Raw genomic sequence first — 19,290 nt, 5'->3', positions numbered from 1 at the left:
AGCGGAGGAGGGACTTGACGCTCCGACACGCGGATTGTGATTCCTCTGCTCTGCTCTGCTCTGCTCTGCAATGCGGTCCGGCTCAGCCACATCTGCTTTGGCGGACGCTTACCCCTGGAATGGCACCAACGGCAGGCCCTTGACGCCCACATCCAGCGCGAACAGGCCGCCGGGGTTCCGCTGCCCAGCCAACTGCTCCGGCGTGCGATTGTAGATCGCCGTCGTTACGTAGAGCGTGTTGAGATCCCGCCCGCCGAATTCGCAGCAGGTCGGCAGGTCCGTCGGCAGTTCGATGGTGCGCATCAGCTTGCCGGCGGGATCGAAGCGCAGCACCTTGCCCTGGAACGGGATCGTCGCCCAGTAGCAGCCCTCGGCGTCGACCGTGGAGCCATCGACGATCCCCTTCGTCTCAGAGAGATCGAAGAAGGTCCGCCGGTTTTCGACCTCGCCGGTCGCCGGGTCAAAGTCCCAGGCCCAGACGACCGGGCCATGGCTGTCGGTGTAATACATCGTCCGGCTGTCCGGGCTCCAGGCCAGCCCGTTGGAGCAGCCGATGCCGTCGACGATTCTGTGAACCGAAAGGTCGGCGTCCATCCGGTAGAGCGAGGCGTTCTTTACCACCGGCTTGCCGGGCGCCTCGAACATCGAACCGGACCAGAAGCGCCCCTGCCGGTCCGTCTTGCCGTCATTGAAGCGGTTGTCGGGGAGGTCGGCTTCCGGATCAGTGATCTTGTCGAAGCGGCCGGTCGTCGGATCGAAGAAATAGAACCCGCTCGCCATCGTCAGGATCAGCCCGCCGCTCGCCCGAACTGCGAGGCAACCGAGCAGTTCCGGCGCGATATGCGTTTCCGTCTTTCGCGTCAGAGGATCGAAGCGATGGATCGCCTTCTGGTAGATGTCGATCCACCAGAGCGCCTCCGTGGCCGGGTCCCAATAGGTTCCTTCGCCCAGCTGCGCCCTGGCGTCGGAGACGCATTCGATGTCGGTCATGACAATTCCTCAGGCGGATGGGCCACGCGACCGGCCGAAGCGCGGCAGGAAGGCGGAGAGGCCGGAAAGGGCTTCGCTGGCGAGCGAGACGGTGACGAGGATGACGACGCCATAGACGATCAGCAGCGCGCCGCTGGAGAGGTTCAACGCCGGCAGCAGCCCGGTCAGGATCGTCAGGACCAAGGCGCCGGCAATGGTGCCGATATAGTGGCCGCTGCCGCCGAGGATCGAGGCGCCGCCGATCGCCACCGCCGCGATTGACGTGAAGAGATAGGGATCGCCCATGCCGAGATAGGCCTGCGCGGTGTAGCCGGTCAGCAGCATGCCGGCGAGCGCCGCCGTGAAGCCGGACAGCGTATAGGCCAGCACGGTGGTGCGCAGCGTCGGCACGCCGGAGAATTCCGCCACCGTGGCGCTGGTGCCGACGGCATAGAGATGCCGGCCGAAAGCGGTCTTCGACAGCAGGATGGTGGCGATCGCCGCTAGCGCTATCCATAGGATCAGCACGACAGGAAAGCCCGCGATCCGGCCGACGGCCAGGAACTGGATCGCCTTCGGCGCGGTCGAGGTTGGCGCGCCGCCGGTATAGACGAGAATGCCGCCCTGCAGGATGACGTTGACGGCGAGCGTCATGATGATCGGCGGTACCCCGAAGATCGCGACGCCGAGGCCGTTGACCATCCCGACCATAGCGCCGCCGGCGAGCAGCATTGGCACGATCCCGAGCAGCGGCGCGTCCTGGCTCGCGGCCAGCAGCGTCATCAGAACAGCGGCCGAATTCAGTACCCATGGCACGGAGAGGTCGATGCCGCCGCCAATGATCACGAAGGTCTGGCCGAGCGCGACGATGCCGATGAAGGCGGCGAGCACGACCGTGCTCCTGAGATGCGTCGCCGACAGGAAGCCCGGCGCGACGACGCTGGTCAGAAGCAGCAGGACGATCATGCCGAGATAGGCGAGCAGGATGGCGCGATGCCGGCGGATGTTCATGAGAGGCTCCGTCGCGCGGATTTCTCGGCAATCGAACTCGCCAGAACGGCAATGAGCAAGATGATGCCGGAGACGATGGGCTGCCAGTAGCTGGAGACCTCCAGCACGAAGACCAGATTGCCGATGATGGTCAGGATGAAAGCGCCGATCATCGTGCCGACGAGCCCGCCGCGGCCGCCGAACAGGCTGATACCGCCGATCACCGCCGCCGCGACCGAGGGCAGGATGTAGTCCTTGCCAATGGTGGGGGAGCCGGCGCCGGTCTGGGTCGTCAGATAGAGCGCCGCCAGCGCTGCGAAGATGCCGGAAAGGCCGTAGGTCGCAATGTTGATGCCGATCGGCGAGACGCCCGAGAGGAACGCCGAGCGTTCGTTCGAACCCGTGGCGCGGATGGCGATGCCGAGGCGGGTGCGCTTGAACCAGAACCAGAAGACCAGCAACAGCGCCAGCAGCCAGACCGAACTGGACAGGCCCAGCCAGGTCGAGACGCCGAACATGGTCCAACCGGAGGGCAGGGCGCCGCCATCGGTCGGCAGGATGATCATCGCCGCGCCGGAAAGGATCGACCAAGTGGCGAGGGTGACGAGGAAAGGCTGCAGCCGCAGCACCGTGATCAGGATGCCGTTCAGCGCGCCGACCAGCCCGCCGATTGCGACGATACCGAAAGCCCAGACGGCGGCCTGCCCGGGATCCGTGCCGAACCGCGTTGCTGCGAGCACCGTGCCAAGGCTGATCATGCCGCCGATCGAGAGGTCGATGCCGCCGCGCAGCAGCACGATGGTCTGCCCGGTCGCGGCCAGCAGCAGCGTCATCGCCGCCGCCGTATCGAGGTTCAGTTCGTCGATCGTGAAGACGCCGTCGCGCAGCGATGCGTAGACCAGCAGCAGCGCGACCAGCATGACGCAGGGGATGATCAGCGAGGCGCGGTCGAGCAGGGCCGACTTCCAGGTCGCGGCGCGCGAGCGGCGGTGCGCCGTCCCGGTGGGCCCGGCGTCGGCGATCGTTGTCCTGGCCGGGTTGGTCGGGTCCGCGACGCTCATGCTGCCCTCGTTTCGATCATGGCGGCTCGCAGGATCTGGCGCTCGGAATTGTCCTCGCCTTCCAGTATGGCGGCGAGCCGGCCGTTGCGCAGGACCGCTACCCGGTCGGCCACATGAACCAGTTCGGCGAGGTCGCTCGAATAGAACAGGATGGCGTAGCCTTTGGCGGCGAGGTCGCGCATCAGCTGGAAGATTTCGCCCTTGGTGCCGACATCGATGCCGCGCGTCGGGTCGTAGAGCAGCAGGATGCGCGCCTCGGTCAGCAGCATCTTGCCGAAGATCACCTTCTGCTGGTTGCCGCCGGAAAGCGTGCCGGCAAGCTGTTCCGGCGTACCGGCCTTGATCTTCAGCGTCGCGATCATTTCGTCGACCAGCGCGCTCTCGCGCTTGGGGTTCGTGATGCCGAAGCGGGTGAAGCGCTGGATGACGGAGAGCGTCAGGTTCTCGCGCACGCTCTTCGACAGAAGCAGGCCGTGATTGCGCCGGTCTTCCGGCACAAGCGCCAGGCCGTCGCGGCCGGTCAGCGCCTGGCGCGGGCCACGGATCGTCTTGGGCCTGCCCCAGACCTCGACCTGGCCACGCGAGCCGCCTATGCCAAACAGCGCCTGGAACAGTTCGCGCTGGCCGTGGCCCTGCATGCCGGCGACGCCCAGCACTTCGCCCTCGCGCAGGTCGAGGTCTATATCGGCCAGGCGATGATCGACGCCGAAGCCGCGCAGACCAAGCGCGACGGTTGGGGTCGCCGTGCTTCTGCGCTCCGGATAGAGCCGATCCATGCGCCGTCCCAGCATGTCGGTGATGATCGTCTCGTCGTCAACGGCGTGGGTGTCATAGGCGGCGACCGTCGCGCCGTTGCGGAATACCGTGATGCGGTCGGCAATCTGGCGCACCTCGCCGAGCCGGTGCGAAATGTAGATCACCAGCCTGCCGGCCTTGGCGAGACCCTTGGCCAGGCCGAGCAGCCATTCCGTCTCCTGCGGCCCGAGCGCGGACGTTGCTTCATCAAGGATCAACACCTGCGGGTCGCGCGACAGCGCCTTGGCGATCTCGACCACCTGCCGTTCGGCCAGCGTCAGCCGGCGCAGTTCCTGATCGGGCCGGATCGACGGAAATTTGTGGCGCGCGAACAGTTCGAGCGTTGCCTCGCGCATGGCGCGGCCACGCACCGTGCGGATGGCCGAGAGCGGCTCCCGGCGAAACCAGATGTTCTCCTCCACCGTCAGGTCTGGAACGAGCGACAGCTCCTGGAAAACGGGCGAAATGCCGGACTGCTGCGCTTCCTGCGGATTGCGCGGACGATATGGCGAGCCGGCAAGTGTCACTGTGCCGCCATCGGGGCGAACGGCGCCGGCGAGAATCTGGATGAACGTGCTCTTGCCCGCTCCGTTCTCGCCGAGCAGCGCATGCACTTCGCCGGCGCGGGCGGCAAAATCGGCGCGGCTGAGCGCGGTGATGCCGCCATACCGCTTGGTGATCGCGATCGCGTTCAGAAGTTCGGTCATGCAGGCCGGACCTTCAGTCAGGAATTTCAGGACTCGTCGCGCGTTGGTTCAGGCGCGGGAAGCAGGACCCTCACCCGACCCCCTCCCGCAAGCGGGCGAGGGCCAAGCAAGGAGAGGCTCGGTCTGCTCCCTCTCCCGCGGGCGGGGGAGGGTGGGGTGAGGGCTTCCTCACCTTGCTTGAAGACTCTCCAGCCTTACGAGCCGGCGGCTTCCTGCGGCGTGATCTCGACCCAGTCGGGTGAAATCGGCAGCGACAGGCCAGGCGCGAGATCCGGGAACGCGGTCTTGCCGATCTCGATCTTCTGCATCTTCACGTCCGGATAGAGCTTGGACGGCTGCGGGTCGGTCGACTGGAACGGGCCGTAGACGAAAATGTGCTTATCCTTGACCTCCTTGCCGTCGAGAATGTCGACGGCAAGCTTGATCGCCTCGGCCGAGAGATAGGCCGGATTGGTCTCGAGGATGCACTGCGCGCCTTCCGTCTGGGCGCAGACGAGCGAGGCCGAATTGTAGCCGCCGCCGGCGACGGGAACAAGCGGACGGCCGGCGTCCTGCAACGCCTTGATGGCGCCCGAGCCATAACCCTGGGTCAGGATCGCATCGACCTGCGGATGGGCGGCGAGCAGCGACGCGACGCCTTCCTGCTCTGGTCCCAGCGCATAATTGCCGTTGAAATAGCCGACGATCTCGATGCCGGGATAGTTCTTCAGCACCTTTTCAAAGCCGTTTTGCAGCTGCTCGGAAATCGGCGCGCCGGCAAGGCCGCGATCGACGAACACCTTGCCCTTGCCGCCGATCTTCTCGGCGATCCACTCGGCCTGGACCGCCGGAAGCATGTTCCAGTCGGACTCGACCTTGTAGGCGCAATCGGCGGTGACGACCTGGTCGAAGGAGATGACCAGGATGCCGGCGGCGCAGGCTTTCTCGATGGTCGGATTGAGCGCGGTCGGCGAGCCGGCATCGATCAGGATGGCGTCCGGTTTGGTGCGGATGATGTTGTTGAGCGAGTTGATCTGCGCCTGGGTCGTCGTCTCGACATTCTCGACCTTGAGGTCGACGCGGCCGGCGAGCGGCGGCTTCTTCACGACGGCATCGGCGATGCGCAGCATCTGCTGGCGCCAGTCATTGCCGACGAAATTGTTGGAGAGATAGATCTTGTAGGTCTTGCCTTCGGCCATGGCCGGCGCGGTCATGGCTCCGGACAGAGCCACGGACAGGCTGATTGCCGACAAGGCGGCGAGTGCGGCTGTGCGCTTCACGGACTTTCCTCCCTCAAGGAACGTTTCCCAATTGATGCGTGCGGATGCTTCTTGCCGGTGGCGGCATCCGTCATGGCGACGCGTCATTCCCTTCGCCCGGGCTCCTGTCCCGCGCGGCCTCGCAGTTGATCCTCATCCCTGCGATGAAATATATGCTATTATAATCTCTTGACGGTGTCTAGACGTGCCGGCGGTGTCAGCCGAGGTCGTTGGGCGCGTCGTAGGAGAGGCTGAACAGGTCGGCGCGGTTTTTGTTGATCGTCAGTTCGACCGGTTCGCCGGCGGCCGAGAAATACAGCATCTCCATGACCAGGATGGGCCCGCCAACCTTGTAGTCGAGCGCCTCGGCCAGGGCCTCGTCGGCGATATCGGCACGCACGGTGATGCGCGCGCTGGAAAGTTGGATGCCCAGATGGCGCTGGACGGCGCGGAAGACGACGACATCGTCAAAGTCCGGGCGCTTCAGGCGGGATCCGATGGCCGGCGGGAAATAGAAGGTCGTCTGGCAGGCCGGACCGTCTTTCTGGTGGAGGGTGGCGCGCAGGCAGTGGCAGCTTTCCTCGGGCTTCAGGCCGAAGGCCGCGCTCGCCGCCGCGGAGCGTTCCTTGCGGTAGGAATGGATCTCCAGGGCGCGGCCCTTGGTCGATTCGGCGATCTGCGCGAAGCTGCGGAAGTCGAAGCTCGGCTGCGCCGGCAATTCCGGCACCGCGACGATGGCGGGCTTCGCGGCGCGCTTTTTGATCAGCCCGTCATTCTCGAGATCGCGCAGGGCCTGGCGGACGGTGATCAGGCTGACGCCGAAGCGTTCGGCGATATCGGCCTCGCGTGGGAGCGAGGTGCCGGGCACCAGCGTGCCGTTGGCGATCGGTTCACGCAATATGGTCACGAGCTGCCGATAGAGCGGACCGTCGTCGCGCGAAAGGGCACGCGGCTGGAAGCTTTCGAGCGAGGCGGCGGCGCCCGAAGCGTCCGGCGAGCTGTCGGCAACGGGGTCCGTCTTGCTTGCTTTCACCTGGCTCGTTCCTCAGAATCGCTTTTGTTCGACCGTCAAATTAGCGAGTTTTTCCAGCTCGCACCAATCGTTGCCTGCAACTCGGTCCTCGGTCGGCAAACGGTTGCCGCTCGCCACGATAGATTATAGTATCATAATAGATAGTTGAAGTCCGGCGGGATCGGACGAAGGCCGGGGAGGGCAGGCGGATGCGCAGCGATCTATCGGGCCAGGTGGCCTTCGTCACCGGCGCCGCGGGCGGCATCGGGCGCGGCATCGTCAGCCGCCTGGCCGCCAACGGCGCCTCCATCGTCGTGGCCGACATCAACGAGCAAGGCGCCCGCGACGTCGCGGCGAGCCTGCCAGATGCCCTGGCCATGGCGGTCGATATCCGCGACCCCAACTCGATTGACCGGGCCGTCTCGGAAACGATCGCAGCCTATGGCCGGCTCGACATTCTCGTCAACAATGCCGGCGTCAACACGCTGGCGCACCGGGTCGATGTCGACGCGTTCCCGATCGAGGAATGGCACCGCATCGTCGGCATCGACCTCGACGGGCTGTTCTTCATGACCCGGCGGGCGCTGGAGCCGATGCTGGCCGCCGGCCGGGGCGGGCGCGTCATCAACATTGCCTCCGTGGTCGGCCTCACCGCCATGCGGCTGCAGAGCCCGTTCGTCGCCGCCAAGGCCGGCATGGTGCACCTGACCCGGTCGATGGCCCTGGAACTGGGGCCGAAGGGGATTTTGGCCAATGCCATTGCCCCGGGCTCGATCATGACCGAGGCGACGAAGGCGCTGTTCTACGGCGCGGACGGGATGTTCCAGGCCAAGACGCAGGCCTTCATGGAGCACATCCCGCTCGGCCGGCCCGGCACGCCGGAAGAGATCGGCGAGGCGGTGCTTTTCCTCTCGGCGCCGGAATCTTCCTACATCAATGGCCAGATCCTGGCGGTCGATGGCGGCTGGACCGCCGGCTACATGATGTGAAACGTGAGGGGTTAACACGGCCCACGTGTTAACCCCTCTGTTAGCCTCTCGTCAGCCGTCCGTTAAGCGCGCCTGCGTCGCTCAGACCAGCAGCCGCAACGGGGCTTCGAGCAGGTCGCGGAAGCAGGTCAGAATGTCGCCCGCCTCGGTCTCGGCGATCGCGTCGGCGCCATGCACGACCAGCGCCTCGGCAGTCTCGGAGCCGTCGGCGGCGACCACCAGGATGCGCAGGTCGATCCCGGTCGGCAGGCTGCCGGCGACCGGCCGCACGCCCCTGGCGGCAAGGCGCGACACCACCATCACCTTGCCCTCGGCGGAGGCTGCGTCGGCATCGCTCCCGATCTGCCGCGCGATCTCGGTCGGCGCCAGCGTCAGCGGTCGCGCGATCGTCACCGCGCCGCCCTCCGGCTTGATCCAGCGGATCGCTTCGGCCTCGGCGCCGGCGGCTCGCGCCGCCGCCTTGACCAGGAAGGCATCGATCGAAAGCGCCGAGCCGGAGGCGACCAGGAAGGAGGAAAGCGGCGCGAGGTCGATGGTCGCCGCGAAGGCGGAGATCGACCGGGCCGCCACCACAACCGGGGCCACCGCCGCCGGAGCCGGAACCGGTTCGACAACCGGCGCAGCGACTTCGGGCGCTGCGGCCGGCGCGGCCCTCAGGTCTTCGGCGACGATGCGGCCGTTCGGGCCGGAGCCGGTGACGAGCGCCAGCGGGATGCCGCGCTCGCGGGCGAGCTTTCGCGCATAGGGCGAGGCGAGGGTGCGGACGGGGGCGTTCATGCGATCCCCCTCAGGCCCGGACGCTGCCGATGCGGCCGCCCATCGGCACGACTGTGCCCTTGGGCTGCTCGATCGGGCCGAGAATGCCGTCGATCGGCGCCTCGATCTCGACCACGGCCTTGTCGGTTTCGATCTCGGCGACGATCTCGCCGGCCTTGACCGCATCGCCTTCCTTCTTCAGCCAGCCGACGATGGTGCCCTCGCTGATGGTGAGGTCGCCGAATGGCATGGTGATTGGCTCGCCGTCGCCAGCGGGTGCGGCAGAGGCAGACGCCGGAGGGGCTACCGCGACGGGGGCAACGGGAGCGGCCGTCGGGGCGACGGGAGCCGGCGCCGCCTGGCCGCCGAGATAGCGCCAGTGCTTCGGCACCGGCGGCTTACCGGCAAGAACGCCCTTGGCGGCGGCGACGATCTTGTCGGCGTCGACCAGCATGGCGCGCTCCAGCGCCGGGGCCAGCGGATGCGGCTGCGCGTCGGTATGCAGCCGGCCGACCGGTGCGTCGAGATCGTCGAAAGCGAGCTCGTTCATCGCCTGCGCCACCTCGGCGCCGACGCCGAAGGCGCCCCAGCCCTCATCGACCACCAGCAGCCGGTGCGTCTTCGCGACCGATTTCGCCACCGTGCCGACATCGAGCGGCATGATGGTGCGAAGGTCGATGACTTCGGCCGAAATCCCTTCGGCCGCCAGCTTCTCCGCCGCCTCCAGCGCGCGGTGCACCAGTTGGCCGGCCGAGACGATGGTGATATCGGCGCCGTCGCGGGCGATGCGCGCGAGGCCGAACGGCACCAGATGCTCGCCGGTCGGCACCTCGCCCTTCGAGGCGAACAGCGCCTTGGGCTCCAGCATCATGACGGGGTCACCGGCCCTAAGCGCGGTCTTCATCAGGCCCTTGGCGTCGGCCGGCGTCGCCGGCATGCAGACGATCAGGCCCGGAATGTTGGCCCAGCTCGGATGATAGGTGCCGCTGTGATGGGGCCCGGCCGAGCGGACCGCGCCCGAACCCACCCGCACCACCATCGGCGCGTTCATCTGCCCGTTCGACATGTAGCGCAGCTTGGCCGCCTGCAGCACGATCTGCCCCGCCGCCTCGAACACGAAATCGGCGAACATCAGATCGGCGATCGTCCGCGTGCCCGTCGCCGAGGCGCCGATCGCAGCGCCCGTAAAACCCTGCTCGGAGATCGGTGTATCGACCATTCGGTTGGGGCCGAATTCGGTCCAGAGGTTCTTGGTGTGGGCAAAGGTGCCGCCGCGCTCGCCGGTGCCTTCGCCGAAATAGAGCAGATGCGGATTGCGGCGCATCTCCTCGGCGATGCCGTCGCGCACCGCATCGAGCCAGCTCTGCGTCACCGTCGCGGTCGGCGCCGCCTGGACGAGCGCATCGGCCGGGTTGATCGGTTCGGCATAGACATGCAGCGCCGTGGTGGCCGGGTCCGGCTCCGGCGAATTGCGCGCGAATTCGAGCGACTGCGCAACGACCTTGTCGATCTTCGCGTCGATCGCGCCCAGCTCATCGGCCGAGGCGGTGCCGAAATCCTCCAGCAGCCGGGTGCGCAGCATCTGGATCGGGTCGCGCTTCGCCCATTCGTCGACTTCGGCCTGGGTGCGATAGGTGCCCGTCACCGGGTCGCCCTCGTGATGGCCGACGGTGCGATAGGTCTTGGCCTCGATCAGCGTCGGGCCATTGCCCGAGCGGGCGCGCGCCGTCGCCTCGGCCATCACCTGCCAGACGGCGATGACGTCGTTGCCGTCGACGGCGACGCCCGGGATACCGTAAGCGGCCGCCCGCGTTGCGATCTCCGGGTTCAGCGTCGCGGAGGCCAGTGGCGTCGCGGTCGCGTACAGGTTGTTTTCGCAGACCAGGACGGCCGGCGCCTTCTGGATGCCGGCGAAATTCAGCGATTCGTGAAAACCGCCATGGTTGGTCGCGCCATCGCCGAAGAAGGCGACGCCGACGCCGTCCTTGCCCTGGGTGCGGGCGGAAATGCCGGCGCCCACGGCATGGCTAATGCCGGCGGCGACGATGCCATTGGTGCCGAAAAGCCCGGTCTTGCGGTCATAGAGATGCATGGTGCCGCCGCGCCCGCCGCAGCAGCCGTCGCGCTTGCCGAACAGCTCGGCCATCAGGATGTTGGGGTCCATGCCCTTGGCGAGCGCATGGCCATGGCCGCGATGGGTCGAGGTGATCCAGTCGGTGGGGCGCAGATGCGCGCAGACGCCGACGGCGGTCGCTTCCTCGCCGATATATAGATGGAGGAAGCCGGGCGTCTCGCCCTTGCGGCAGGCGGTCTGCGCCACGCTCTCGAAGCGGCGCAGCAGCACCATGCGTTCGTAGAGCTCCAGCAGCGCCGCCGCGCTCAGCCCGGCCGGCAAGGTCTTGCCCGGCGCGCTGCGAAAGATCGGATTGTGGATTTCCGGGGCGCGGATCGCCGGATTCATCACTTGAGCGCTCATCATCCCTCCCTGACCCCGCGCTTTTCGCGCGGGTGATGCGTCCTCGAGCCCGGTGATGGACATCGCATCAAAAATTATAATAGCATGATGTTATGTTATCGAGCCGCGGCTTGCCAAGGTCTAATCGTCGGGCCGGCGCAAATCGGCGGCGGCAAGCCGGGCGTTGCCAGAATCCGGCCGATGCCGCATAGGTCCGTTCGGGGGAGACCAGCATGGAAATCGAGATTTCAGGCCAGTCGGCGCGGGTCGCCGGCGCGGAAAACGCCATTCTCGCCGCAGTCGTCGCGGCGCTGGAGGCGAATGGCGCGACCGTCTCGCGAAGCCCGGGCGAGGGCGCGCCGGACATCTTGGTCCTGTCGCATCCGCTGTCGCCCGATGCCGCCTATCGGCCCGAGGCGCTGGCGCTGGAGGCCGAGACCGTGGCGCGCGCCATGGCAGCGCAGGGCGGCGGCCGCATCGTCCATCTCGTCTCGGCCGCCGGCCTCGTGCCGATGCGCCGCCATCCGGCCTGGTCGGCGGCGATGGCGTCGGCGATCGCCGGCGTCCGTGCACTCGCCATGGTTTCGGGCCCGGCCGTGCGGGTCAATGCGGTGGCGGTCGGCCGCGTCGGCGAGGCGGGCGACGAGGCGATGCTCTCCCACGTGCCGCTCGGCCAGGCCGGCAAGCCGGGCGACGTCGCCAACGCCGTGCTTTTCCTGGTCGACCCGCTCAACAGCTACACGACCGGCCAGACGCTTGCCGTCGACGGCGGCTGGACGACGGGCTATGGCCGGAATTTTTGAGACTTCGGGCGGGGCGCCTGGGGAACCGCGATAGTGCCTTGGCAGAACGCCAGGCGACTCGCCAAGGTAGCTCGGCAGCCGGGGCGGGGGGGCTTCACCTCTCCCTGGGGGAGAGGTCGGCGCGCAGCGCCGGGTGAGGGGCTGAGGCCTCTCCCGAGAGATCGCAACCCCTCACCCGCCGGCCTTTGGCCGTCGACCTCTCCCCATGGGAGAGGTGAAGGGAAGCGCTTTCCCGCCGCCGGCCCAGCCCTCGCCCGATACGCTCGGGCCGCCACCCCACGCTTCCCGTCATCCCTGCGCAAGCAGGGATCCACCCTTCCGCAACCCAAGACCTCGCGAAAACCTCGGGACCGAGCCGCGCGGGAGACGGCCATACCTTCCGCCGGCGCCCGCGCCGGGCAACAATGCGGCGAGCCAACAGGAAACGCGCCAGAATGATCGAACTTGCCGCCGGTGACCTCACCCTGACGCTGGCCCCGAAAATCGGCGGCAGCATCGCCGCGTTCCGAAAGGCCGGCATCGACATCTTTCGCCCGCTCTCGGCCGAGCGCGCGGATGCCGGCGACGTGCTCGGCGTCGGCTCGTTCCCGATGCTGCCCTATGCCAACCGCATCGACGGCAACGCGTTCACCTTCGATGGCGTCACCTATCGCTTCGCACCCAACAACGGCGCCGAGCGCTTCAACGTGCATGGCACCGGCTGGCAGTCCGAATGGCAGGTCGAGGAAGCGTCCGGCACCTCGGCGCTGCTGACGCTGGAGCGCCGCGTCGCCGGGGAGCCGTTCCTCTACCGCGCGACCCAGCGCTTTGCGCTCTCGCCCGAGGGGCTGACGCTGACGACGAGCCTTGAAAACCTTGGCCCCGTCCGCATGCCGTTCGGCTTCGGCCATCACCCCTGGTTCGAGCGCGACGCCGATACGGAGCTTCGCTTCAAGGCGAGCCATTTCTGGCTCGAAGCCCCGGACGGCGTCGCCGGCTCGCGCATCTCGCTACCGCCCGAGCTCGATTTCTCGGAAGGTGCGCCGCTGCCAAGCCATTGGCGTAACAACAATTATTCCGGCTGGGACGGCATCGCCGAACTGCGCTTTCCCACCCGCGGTCTGGCGCTGACGATCGAGGCCGACCCGATCTTCGAAAACCTGATGCTCTACGCCGACCCGAAGCAGAGCTTCTTCTGCCTGGAACCCCAGACGAACGTCCCGTGTGGCGTGAACAAGCTGGAGGCCGATGAAGAAGGGCTTGGGCTGGTGGTGCTCAAGCCGGGCGAGGGGATAGCGGGGGTGGTACGGTTTGGGGTGCGGTGAAGGGTTAGCGGCGGTAGGAGCCCTATCCGGCCGGAATTATGGGGAGATCGGGATCATGTGGTCCTGGGACATGGCCAGACGGAACTAGCTGAGAAGCACCGACAACATGCTTTTCTTGGTCGTCAAAGAAGATGTGAGCTCCAAACGCTGCCAGGATTGTCGATTTTTCTCGTCTTCCCACGAAGTGTGCCTCGTCTGCGGGAGTCCCCCATGCGCGTAGTGTATTGATGACACGGGCATGCGCGGGGGCATTTCTCGCCGTAACGATAGCAATTCTGACGCGGCTCACGCCATCGTCGCGCAGGTAGATATTCCTGAGTATTGATAGCTTCTTCATAAAGTTACCGAATGGTCCGACGTCCATCGGCTTGGTAGCGTTCTCTACTTCATGTTTTAGGAATCCGGGGAGGCCCTGCTCTTTGAAGATCTCGTCGGATTCGGGGCTGAATACGACCGCGTCGCCATCAAAGGCAATTCTGACTTCGTCTTCGTGACGTCCCTCTCGTGCCCGCGGAGGAGGTCCAAGTCGAGCCGCCGCTGTTCCTGCGGCGATTGCGGCTTTGACATCATCTGCTTCATTCGAGAGAAAGAGGTCGATTTCCCAAGCCGGGATGAACGGAGCTAGTGATCTGCCGCTGGTGAAACTGCCAGTCTTAACCGCAAGTCCATAGTAATCTATCGAATGGAATGCGCGAAGAGAGAGATCGGGAGAATTCCGTGAAAGAAGTATCACTTCTACATAAGGCGGGTAGTCGGGCTCATTCAATTTTAGCAGTCGGTCGACAACATCGAATCCGGTACCTTTTTTGATGACCGTGCTTTCGCGATCTCGCTGCAGAGACGCATATGCCTGAACACCTTGTTCAGAAAGCACGCGATGCTCTTCTTCTAAATCAAAGAGTGCCCGCGTTGATATGCCTATTCTGAGCGGCTTCTCTGAAAGAAGCTCTCTATCGCTACCTGTCACACTAGGCTCCCGTTGACGCTAGTATCGCAGCTCTTGATATACGTTAAGGTGAATTGTCGTCCAGAAATTGTGTGCTCTTTGGTTTACTCATGGCCGTCTACCATTCGAATGGTGAGTCGGACGCTTTGCGAAGAGCTGAAACCCGCGCGAGGTGCATCCTTCCATTGTCGCCGTCATAGGTTTCGACGCCGCAGGGGACTGGGCTCGACCCTTTCACCTCTCCCGGCGGGAGAGGTCGGAGCGAGGCTCCGGGTGAGGGGTTAGGGAACCCTCCGGATTTGGCGCGTTACTGCAAGGCGGCCTGCCGGTGAGGCCGTAAACCCTCACCCGCCGGCCTGCGGCCGTCGACCTCTCCCGTGAGGCGAGAGGTGAAGAGGCGCGCGATCCGGCGCGTGCGCCAAGGGCCTGGATCGATTTGTTCGTGCGAACAAGCGCTTGCCGCCGTCGACCCTTGCGAATCCCTACAACAGCAGCGCCGTAAGGCCGCCATCGACCACAAAGCCGCTCCCCGTCACGAACGACGCGTCGTCGGAGAGGAGAAAGCCGATCGCCCTGGCGAGTTCGAGGGGGTCGGCGACGCGTGGCACCTTTCGCTCGTCGAAATAGAGGCCCGCCGCCTCGACCTTTTCCCGCGCATCGGGGCCGTCGCCGAGCGTCATGCGGGTGGCGACCGAGCCGACGATGACGGCGTTGACGCGGATGCGGTCGATCGCATAGTCGAGCGCCATCTGCTTCGACAGGCCGACGACGGCCGCCTTGGTCGCGGCATAGGCGGGTACGCCGGGGACGGTGGCGATCGCGTGCACCGAGGCGAGGTTGACCACCGAGCCGCCGCCCGAGGCGCGGATCAGCGGCAGAACGGCGCGGCAGACGCGAAAAATCGCGGTCAGGTTAACGGCGACGGTCAAATCCCATTCGGCGTCGGTGACGTCCTCCAGCCGCTTGCCGGTGGCATAGATCCCGGCGCAGTTGACGACGGCATCGAGCCGGCCATGCTCGCGCTGGCAGGCGGCGATGGCGGTGCGCACCGCCGCGTCGTCCGTCAGGTCGACCTCGCGGAACGACAGCGGCAGGTTCTTCGCCGCATAGGTTTCGTCGAGCGCGTGGCCGGCCTCGCCATCGAGGCCGATGCCGAAGACGCTGGCGCCTTCGGCCACCAGATATTCCGCCGTGGCGCGGCCGATGCCGGTCGCGGCGCCCGTGACGAGGATGACCTTGCCTGCGAAGCGCCCGGCCATCAGGCGCGTCCCGCGCCGGCGGCGAGCGCCTGTTGCTGCAGGGCTGCCTGCGCCGCCGTGATCGAGCGCAGCACCTTGTCCTCGCTGCCCTCGCCGCGCTGGAACTCGTCGACGATCCGCCCGTCCGCCACCACCAGGCAGCGGTCCGCGAGGCCGATCACTTCCTCCAACTCCGAGGCGACGACGATGAGCGCCACGCCCTTGTCGGCGAGGTCGACGATCAGCCGGTAGATCTCGTGCCGCGTTCCGGCGTCGACGCCCTTGGTCGGCTCGTCGAGAAGGAGCACGCGCGGCGCGCTCATCAGCACGCGGGCGAAGAGCAGCTTCTGCTGGTTGCCGCCGGAGAGATGGGCGACGGAGGCCTGCGGCGAGCGCGCCTTGACGTTGAGCGCCCGCATGGCGGCGAGCACGGCGCTCTTCTCGCGGCCCTCGCGCACCATGCCGTGGCTCGACAGCGGCGCCAGATTGCCGATCGTGATGTTGGCGCCGACGGGCAGGTTGAACAGCAGGCCGTCGCGCTTGCGGTCCTCGGTCAAGAGCGCCACGCCGGCGGCGCGCGCATCGCTGGAGCGCGCGATCGCGACCGGCTGGCCGTCGATCGCGATGGAGCCGGAGAAAGGGATGCGGCCATAGAGGGCGTGCAGGATCTCGGTGCGGCCGGAGCCGAGCAGGCCGGCGAGGCCGAGGATCTCGCCGGGGCGGACATCGAACGAGACGCCGCTGACGCCGCGATTGACGCCGAAGCGGCCGGCGATCTGGAGGTCGCGCACCGAGAGCAAGGGCGGCGTTTCGGCCGGTGGCGCGACATGGTCGGGATAGAGGCGCTGCAGCTTCTGGCCCGACATGGCGAAGATGAAATGCTCTTCGTCGAAATGGGCGCGGTCGATCTCGGCGGCGACGCGGCCATCGCGCAGCACGGTGGCGCGGTCGCAGATGGCCAAGATTTCCGGCAGGCGGTGGGTGATGAAGATCATCGTCTTGCCCTGCGCCTTCAGGCGGCGGAGCACCTGGAACAGCCGCTCGACCTCGACGCCGGAGAGCGAGGCGGTCGGCTCGTCCAGCATCAGCACGCGCGGCTTGAAGGAGAGGGCGCGGGCGATCATCACGAGATGGCGCTGCGCCGAGGTGAGGCTGGCGACCAGCATGCGTGGGTCGATGGCAAGGCCCAGTTCCTCGAACAGGGCGCGGGCTTCCGCCTCCATGCGGCGGCGGCTGATGATCGGGCCGCGGCCAAGGCCGGTATGGCCGGCAAAGACGTTCTCGGCGACCGAGAGCTGCTCCAGCACCTCGATTTCCTGCGGCACATAGCCGACGCCTTCGGCACGCGCCGCCGACGTCGAGGCGAAGGCGACCGGCTTGCCGTCGACGAGGATCTCGCCGGAATAGGAGCCTGCCTTGTGGACGCCGTTCAGGATCTTGACCAGGGTCGACTTGCCGGCGCCGTTCTGGCCCAGCAGCGCGTGGATCTCGCCCGGATGTACGGCGAAATCGACGCCGCGCAACGCCTGCACGCCGGCAAAGCTCTTGACGATGGCGCGGGTCTGGATGACGGGCGGGGCGGTGGCCGGGTCGGTCATGATCGGTGTTCCCGAATGCTTTCTTTTACCTCTCCCTGAGGGAGAGGTCGACGCACGCAGTGCGGCGGGTGGGGGTACGGCCTCACCGGATAGGTCCCTAAACCCTCACCCGGAGCTTCGCTCCGACCTCTCCCTCAGGGAGAGGTGAGGGGAAGAAAGTCCCTCACCCAACCCTCTCCCGCACGCGGGAGAGGGCTAGGGGAAGTGCCTCTCCCGTGCACGGGAGAGGGGCAAGCAGGCGTTCTCTACTGGCCGGCGCTGTCGAGCATCTTGTAGTAGGGCTCGAGGTCGGCGGCGGTGATGACCGAGGCCGGCAGCGGGTTCAGATACGGCACCGTCTTGCCTTCGGCGAGGTCGTTGGCGAGCTGGGCGGTGAGCGCGCTCTCCTCGTAGAGCGGCTGCGCGACCACGCCATAGGCCGCGCCCGACTTCACGATGTCGAGGTTCTGGCGGATGTAGTCCATGCCGATGATGACGAGCGGGCGGTCGGCCTTGCGTGCGGCGCCCGACCAGGTCTGCGCGCCATTGCCCGTCGTCGAGAAGGCGGCGGTGACATCGGGATTACCCTGCAGCAGGGCGACGGCCTTGCCCTCGGCGGCGGAGGGCTCGAAGCCTTCCATCTGGGTGTCGAGGATTTTTATGTCCGGATACTTCTCGGCCATCGTCTTGCGGAACGAGTCCCGCCATGACGTTCTCCGTGTCGTTGGACGAGCCCTGCGTCAGGGCGATCACGCCCTTGCCGCCCATCTTCTCGCCCATCGACAGCGCCGCCGCCTTGCCGGCCGAGGGAATGTCCTCGCCGGTTGCGGCCTTCAGCCCGGGGACCGAGCCCTCGGGCGGCAGCACGTGCCAGGTGACGACGGGAAAGCCTTCCTTGCCAAGCTTGCCGATGAACGGGAAGATTTCAGGGCCGGGGCCATAGACGGCGATGGCGTCGAACTTGGTGCGCGCCATGGCCGCCTCGGCGAGCGGGATCGAGCCGGGTACGTCATAATTGGTGGCGCTCGGATTGCCGACGACTTCGCAGGTGTTGCCGAGTTCCTTGCACTTGTTGAGGAAGCCGGCCTGCATCAGTCGATGCACCGGATGGTCGCGCATCGGCTGCACCCAGAGGATGTTCTTGCCGGCGGCGAGGCCGGCATGGGGCAGGGCGGTGAGGCCGCCGGTCAGGGCGACGGTGGCGAGCAGCGCCGCCCTGGTCAGGCTGGAAAGGCGTGTCTTCATGGTAGTCCTCCCTCTGGATGGCCTGCCTTGTGGCGGGCCTTTTCGATCGATCGCGTCCCGTCCGGTCTTCTGGGGCCGGTTGATCAGGATGGTTTTGTGCTCGTGGTGGTCGCCGGCGGCTCGGCCGGCGCGGCGCTGGAGCCGGCGATGAAATAGCGGCGGCGCAGGATGTCGAGGCCGACGGCGAGCACCATGATCACGCCCACCGCGATCTGCTGCCAGTTGGCGTTGACGCCGACCACGACGAGACCGCTGGTGACGACCTGCAGCAGCAGCACGCCGATCAGGCCGCCGGCCATGGTGCCGGCGCCGCCGAACAGGCTGACGCCGCCGACGACGACGCCGGCAATGACGTTGAGCTCCCAGCCGCTGCCGATCGAGGTGGTGCCGGAGGCAAGATCCGCCATGACGAACATGCCGGCGACGGCGGCGAGCGCGCCCACCGTCATGAAGGCGCCGATCTTGTAGCGGGCGGTATCGATGCCGACGAGGCGCGCGACTTCGGGATTGCCGCCGGTCGCATACATGTTGCGCCCGAGCACGGTGCGGCGGAGCACGAAATCGGCGATCAGTGCGGCGAGGATGAAGAAGACAAAGCTCCAGCCCAGCCCGAACAGGAAATCGGCATAACCGATATCGGTGATCACAGGCGGCAGCGGATAGACCGGATAACCGTTGGTGACGACCTGGATCAGGCCTTGGCCGATGAACAGCATGCCCAATGTCTGGATGAAGGCGGGGATCTTCAGCTTGACCACGACCAGGCCGTTGACCAGCCCGATGCCGGCGCCGACGAGCACGCCGCCGATCAGCGCCAGCGGCACGGGCAGGGCAAGCGCCGTCATCAGCTTGGCGCTGCAGACCGCCGAGAGGCCGGCGACCGCGCCGACGGAAAGATCGAACTCGCCATTCACCAGCAGGATCGTCTGGCCGATGGCGATGATGCCGATGAACGAGACGACGCGCAGGATGGCGCGGATGTTGCGCTCCGACAGGAAGGCCGGCTCGATGATGTAGAAGAAGGCGACCAGCACGATCAACGCGAGCAGCACGCCCACTTCGCCGACCGCGACAAACCGCGTCAGCCGATCGCGCAGGGCGCGGCCCGATCCCTCGAAGCCGGAATCCCGCTCAACGGTACGTTCCATGTTTTCCTCCCTTGCCGCCAGGTGCGCCCTCCTCGACGCGGTTCCCAGCGGGGTCCC

Annotated in this window: 15 protein-coding genes and 1 pseudogene; 3 read left to right on the top strand and 13 right to left on the bottom strand. The window is 66.6% G+C overall.

The window, feature by feature from the left end:
* Positions 1-108 precede the first annotated feature (108 nt).
* The 6 genes from ACHMWQ_RS16390 to ACHMWQ_RS16365 all read right to left on the bottom strand — a co-directional run bounded on the left by ACHMWQ_RS16390 (position 109) and on the right by ACHMWQ_RS16365 (position 6,793).
* The gene (locus ACHMWQ_RS16390) at positions 109-990 is read right to left on the bottom strand and encodes an SMP-30/gluconolactonase/LRE family protein (protein ID WP_396308274.1); all 882 of its coding nucleotides are present in this window, start codon (positions 988-990) and stop codon (positions 109-111) included.
* Positions 991-999: 9 nt separating this feature from the next.
* Positions 1,000-1,980 carry an ABC transporter permease gene (locus tag ACHMWQ_RS16385; protein ID WP_396308273.1) on the bottom strand — a complete coding sequence of 327 codons (981 nt, stop codon included), beginning with the start codon at positions 1,978-1,980 and terminating at the stop codon, positions 1,000-1,002.
* Positions 1,977-3,020 (bottom strand): ABC transporter permease, encoded by a 1,044-nt coding sequence (locus ACHMWQ_RS16380; protein WP_396308272.1) that lies wholly within the window; start codon positions 3,018-3,020, stop codon positions 1,977-1,979. The genes ACHMWQ_RS16385 and ACHMWQ_RS16380 overlap by 4 nt, the downstream gene beginning before the upstream one ends.
* Complete coding sequence (locus ACHMWQ_RS16375; RefSeq protein ID WP_396308271.1) at positions 3,017-4,522, bottom strand: sugar ABC transporter ATP-binding protein; 1,506 nt, start codon at positions 4,520-4,522, stop codon at positions 3,017-3,019. Before ACHMWQ_RS16375 ends, ACHMWQ_RS16380 begins: the two co-directional genes overlap by 4 nt.
* Before the next feature lie 194 nt (positions 4,523-4,716).
* Complete coding sequence (locus ACHMWQ_RS16370; protein WP_396308270.1) at positions 4,717-5,781, bottom strand: sugar ABC transporter substrate-binding protein; 1,065 nt, start codon at positions 5,779-5,781, stop codon at positions 4,717-4,719.
* 196 nt (positions 5,782-5,977) lie between these two features.
* A complete protein-coding gene (locus tag ACHMWQ_RS16365; protein WP_396308269.1) occupies positions 5,978-6,793 on the bottom strand; it encodes a GntR family transcriptional regulator in 816 nt (271 codons plus the stop codon).
* Positions 6,794-6,981: 188 nt separating this feature from the next.
* Between ACHMWQ_RS16365 and ACHMWQ_RS16360 the strand changes: the two genes are divergently transcribed.
* Positions 6,982-7,761, top strand: coding sequence for an SDR family NAD(P)-dependent oxidoreductase (locus tag ACHMWQ_RS16360; RefSeq protein ID WP_396308268.1), 780 nt, complete (start codon positions 6,982-6,984; stop codon positions 7,759-7,761).
* An 81-nt stretch (positions 7,762-7,842) separates the two neighbouring features.
* On the opposite strand, the gene ACHMWQ_RS16355 is transcribed toward ACHMWQ_RS16360, so the two are convergent.
* The gene (locus tag ACHMWQ_RS16355) at positions 7,843-8,538 is read right to left on the bottom strand and encodes an E3 binding domain-containing protein (protein ID WP_396308267.1); all 696 of its coding nucleotides are present in this window, start codon (positions 8,536-8,538) and stop codon (positions 7,843-7,845) included.
* A 10-nt stretch (positions 8,539-8,548) separates the two neighbouring features.
* Positions 8,549-10,993, bottom strand: coding sequence for a thiamine pyrophosphate-dependent enzyme (locus ACHMWQ_RS16350; RefSeq protein ID WP_396308266.1), 2,445 nt, complete (start codon positions 10,991-10,993; stop codon positions 8,549-8,551).
* Between the two features lie 212 nt (positions 10,994-11,205).
* Here ACHMWQ_RS16350 and ACHMWQ_RS16345 point away from each other — a divergent pair, with 212 nt between their 5' ends.
* Both ACHMWQ_RS16345 and ACHMWQ_RS16340 read left to right on the top strand, forming a co-directional pair.
* On the top strand, positions 11,206-11,775 hold the full coding sequence (locus ACHMWQ_RS16345; protein ID WP_396308265.1) for an SDR family NAD(P)-dependent oxidoreductase: 570 nt from the start codon (positions 11,206-11,208) through the stop codon (positions 11,773-11,775).
* 434 nt (positions 11,776-12,209) lie between these two features.
* On the top strand, positions 12,210-13,079 hold the full coding sequence (locus tag ACHMWQ_RS16340; RefSeq protein ID WP_396308264.1) for an aldose 1-epimerase: 870 nt from the start codon (positions 12,210-12,212) through the stop codon (positions 13,077-13,079).
* Positions 13,080-13,101: 22 nt separating this feature from the next.
* Here the strand turns inward: ACHMWQ_RS16340 and ACHMWQ_RS16335 are convergent, their stop codons facing one another.
* The 5 genes and pseudogenes from ACHMWQ_RS16335 to ACHMWQ_RS16315 all read right to left on the bottom strand — a co-directional run bounded on the left by ACHMWQ_RS16335 (position 13,102) and on the right by ACHMWQ_RS16315 (position 19,233).
* Complete coding sequence (locus ACHMWQ_RS16335) at positions 13,102-14,046, bottom strand: 5'-nucleotidase (protein ID WP_396308263.1); 945 nt, start codon at positions 14,044-14,046, stop codon at positions 13,102-13,104.
* A 461-nt stretch (positions 14,047-14,507) separates the two neighbouring features.
* Entirely contained in the window at positions 14,508-15,284 is a 777-nt protein-coding gene (locus ACHMWQ_RS16330) for an SDR family NAD(P)-dependent oxidoreductase (RefSeq protein WP_396308262.1), read from the bottom strand.
* Positions 15,284-16,861 (bottom strand): sugar ABC transporter ATP-binding protein, encoded by a 1,578-nt coding sequence (locus ACHMWQ_RS16325; protein WP_396308261.1) that lies wholly within the window; start codon positions 16,859-16,861, stop codon positions 15,284-15,286. Before ACHMWQ_RS16325 ends, ACHMWQ_RS16330 begins: the two co-directional genes overlap by 1 nt.
* A gap of 245 nt (positions 16,862-17,106) precedes the next feature.
* Positions 17,107-17,932, bottom strand: a pseudogene (locus tag ACHMWQ_RS16320) (sugar ABC transporter substrate-binding protein).
* A gap of 236 nt (positions 17,933-18,168) precedes the next feature.
* Positions 18,169-19,233, bottom strand: coding sequence for an ABC transporter permease (locus tag ACHMWQ_RS16315; protein ID WP_396308260.1), 1,065 nt, complete (start codon positions 19,231-19,233; stop codon positions 18,169-18,171).
* Positions 19,234-19,290: the final 57 nt, after the last annotated feature.

The sequence above is a fragment of the Kaistia sp. UC242_56 genome, from assembly GCF_044452255.1.
GTDB classification, from domain to species: domain Bacteria; phylum Pseudomonadota; class Alphaproteobacteria; order Rhizobiales; family Kaistiaceae; genus Kaistia; species Kaistia defluvii_A.
Note: the sequence above shows the minus strand (reverse complement) of the source record. Positions and strands in the feature narration are given on the sequence as shown.

Bases quoted from the DNA above. Each gene is read 5' to 3' on its own strand.
- ACHMWQ_RS16350 (WP_396308266.1), bottom strand. From the start codon at position 10,993: ATGAGCGCTCAAGTGATGAATCCGGCGATCCGCGCCCCGGAAATCCAC.
- ACHMWQ_RS16315 (WP_396308260.1), bottom strand. From the start codon at position 19,233: ATGGAACGTACCGTTGAGCGGGATTCCGGCTTCGAGGGATCGGGCCGC.
- ACHMWQ_RS16325 (WP_396308261.1), bottom strand. From the start codon at position 16,861: ATGACCGACCCGGCCACCGCCCCGCCCGTCATCCAGACCCGCGCCATC.
- ACHMWQ_RS16360 (WP_396308268.1), top strand. From the start codon at position 6,982: ATGCGCAGCGATCTATCGGGCCAGGTGGCCTTCGTCACCGGCGCCGCG.
- ACHMWQ_RS16340 (WP_396308264.1), top strand. From the start codon at position 12,210: ATGATCGAACTTGCCGCCGGTGACCTCACCCTGACGCTGGCCCCGAAA.
- ACHMWQ_RS16345 (WP_396308265.1), top strand. From the start codon at position 11,206: ATGGAAATCGAGATTTCAGGCCAGTCGGCGCGGGTCGCCGGCGCGGAA.
- ACHMWQ_RS16355 (WP_396308267.1), bottom strand. From the start codon at position 8,538: ATGAACGCCCCCGTCCGCACCCTCGCCTCGCCCTATGCGCGAAAGCTC.
- ACHMWQ_RS16390 (WP_396308274.1), bottom strand. From the start codon at position 990: ATGACCGACATCGAATGCGTCTCCGACGCCAGGGCGCAGCTGGGCGAA.
- ACHMWQ_RS16330 (WP_396308262.1), bottom strand. From the start codon at position 15,284: ATGGCCGGGCGCTTCGCAGGCAAGGTCATCCTCGTCACGGGCGCCGCG.
- ACHMWQ_RS16380 (WP_396308272.1), bottom strand. From the start codon at position 3,020: ATGAGCGTCGCGGACCCGACCAACCCGGCCAGGACAACGATCGCCGAC.
- ACHMWQ_RS16385 (WP_396308273.1), bottom strand. From the start codon at position 1,980: ATGAACATCCGCCGGCATCGCGCCATCCTGCTCGCCTATCTCGGCATG.
- ACHMWQ_RS16375 (WP_396308271.1), bottom strand. From the start codon at position 4,522: ATGACCGAACTTCTGAACGCGATCGCGATCACCAAGCGGTATGGCGGC.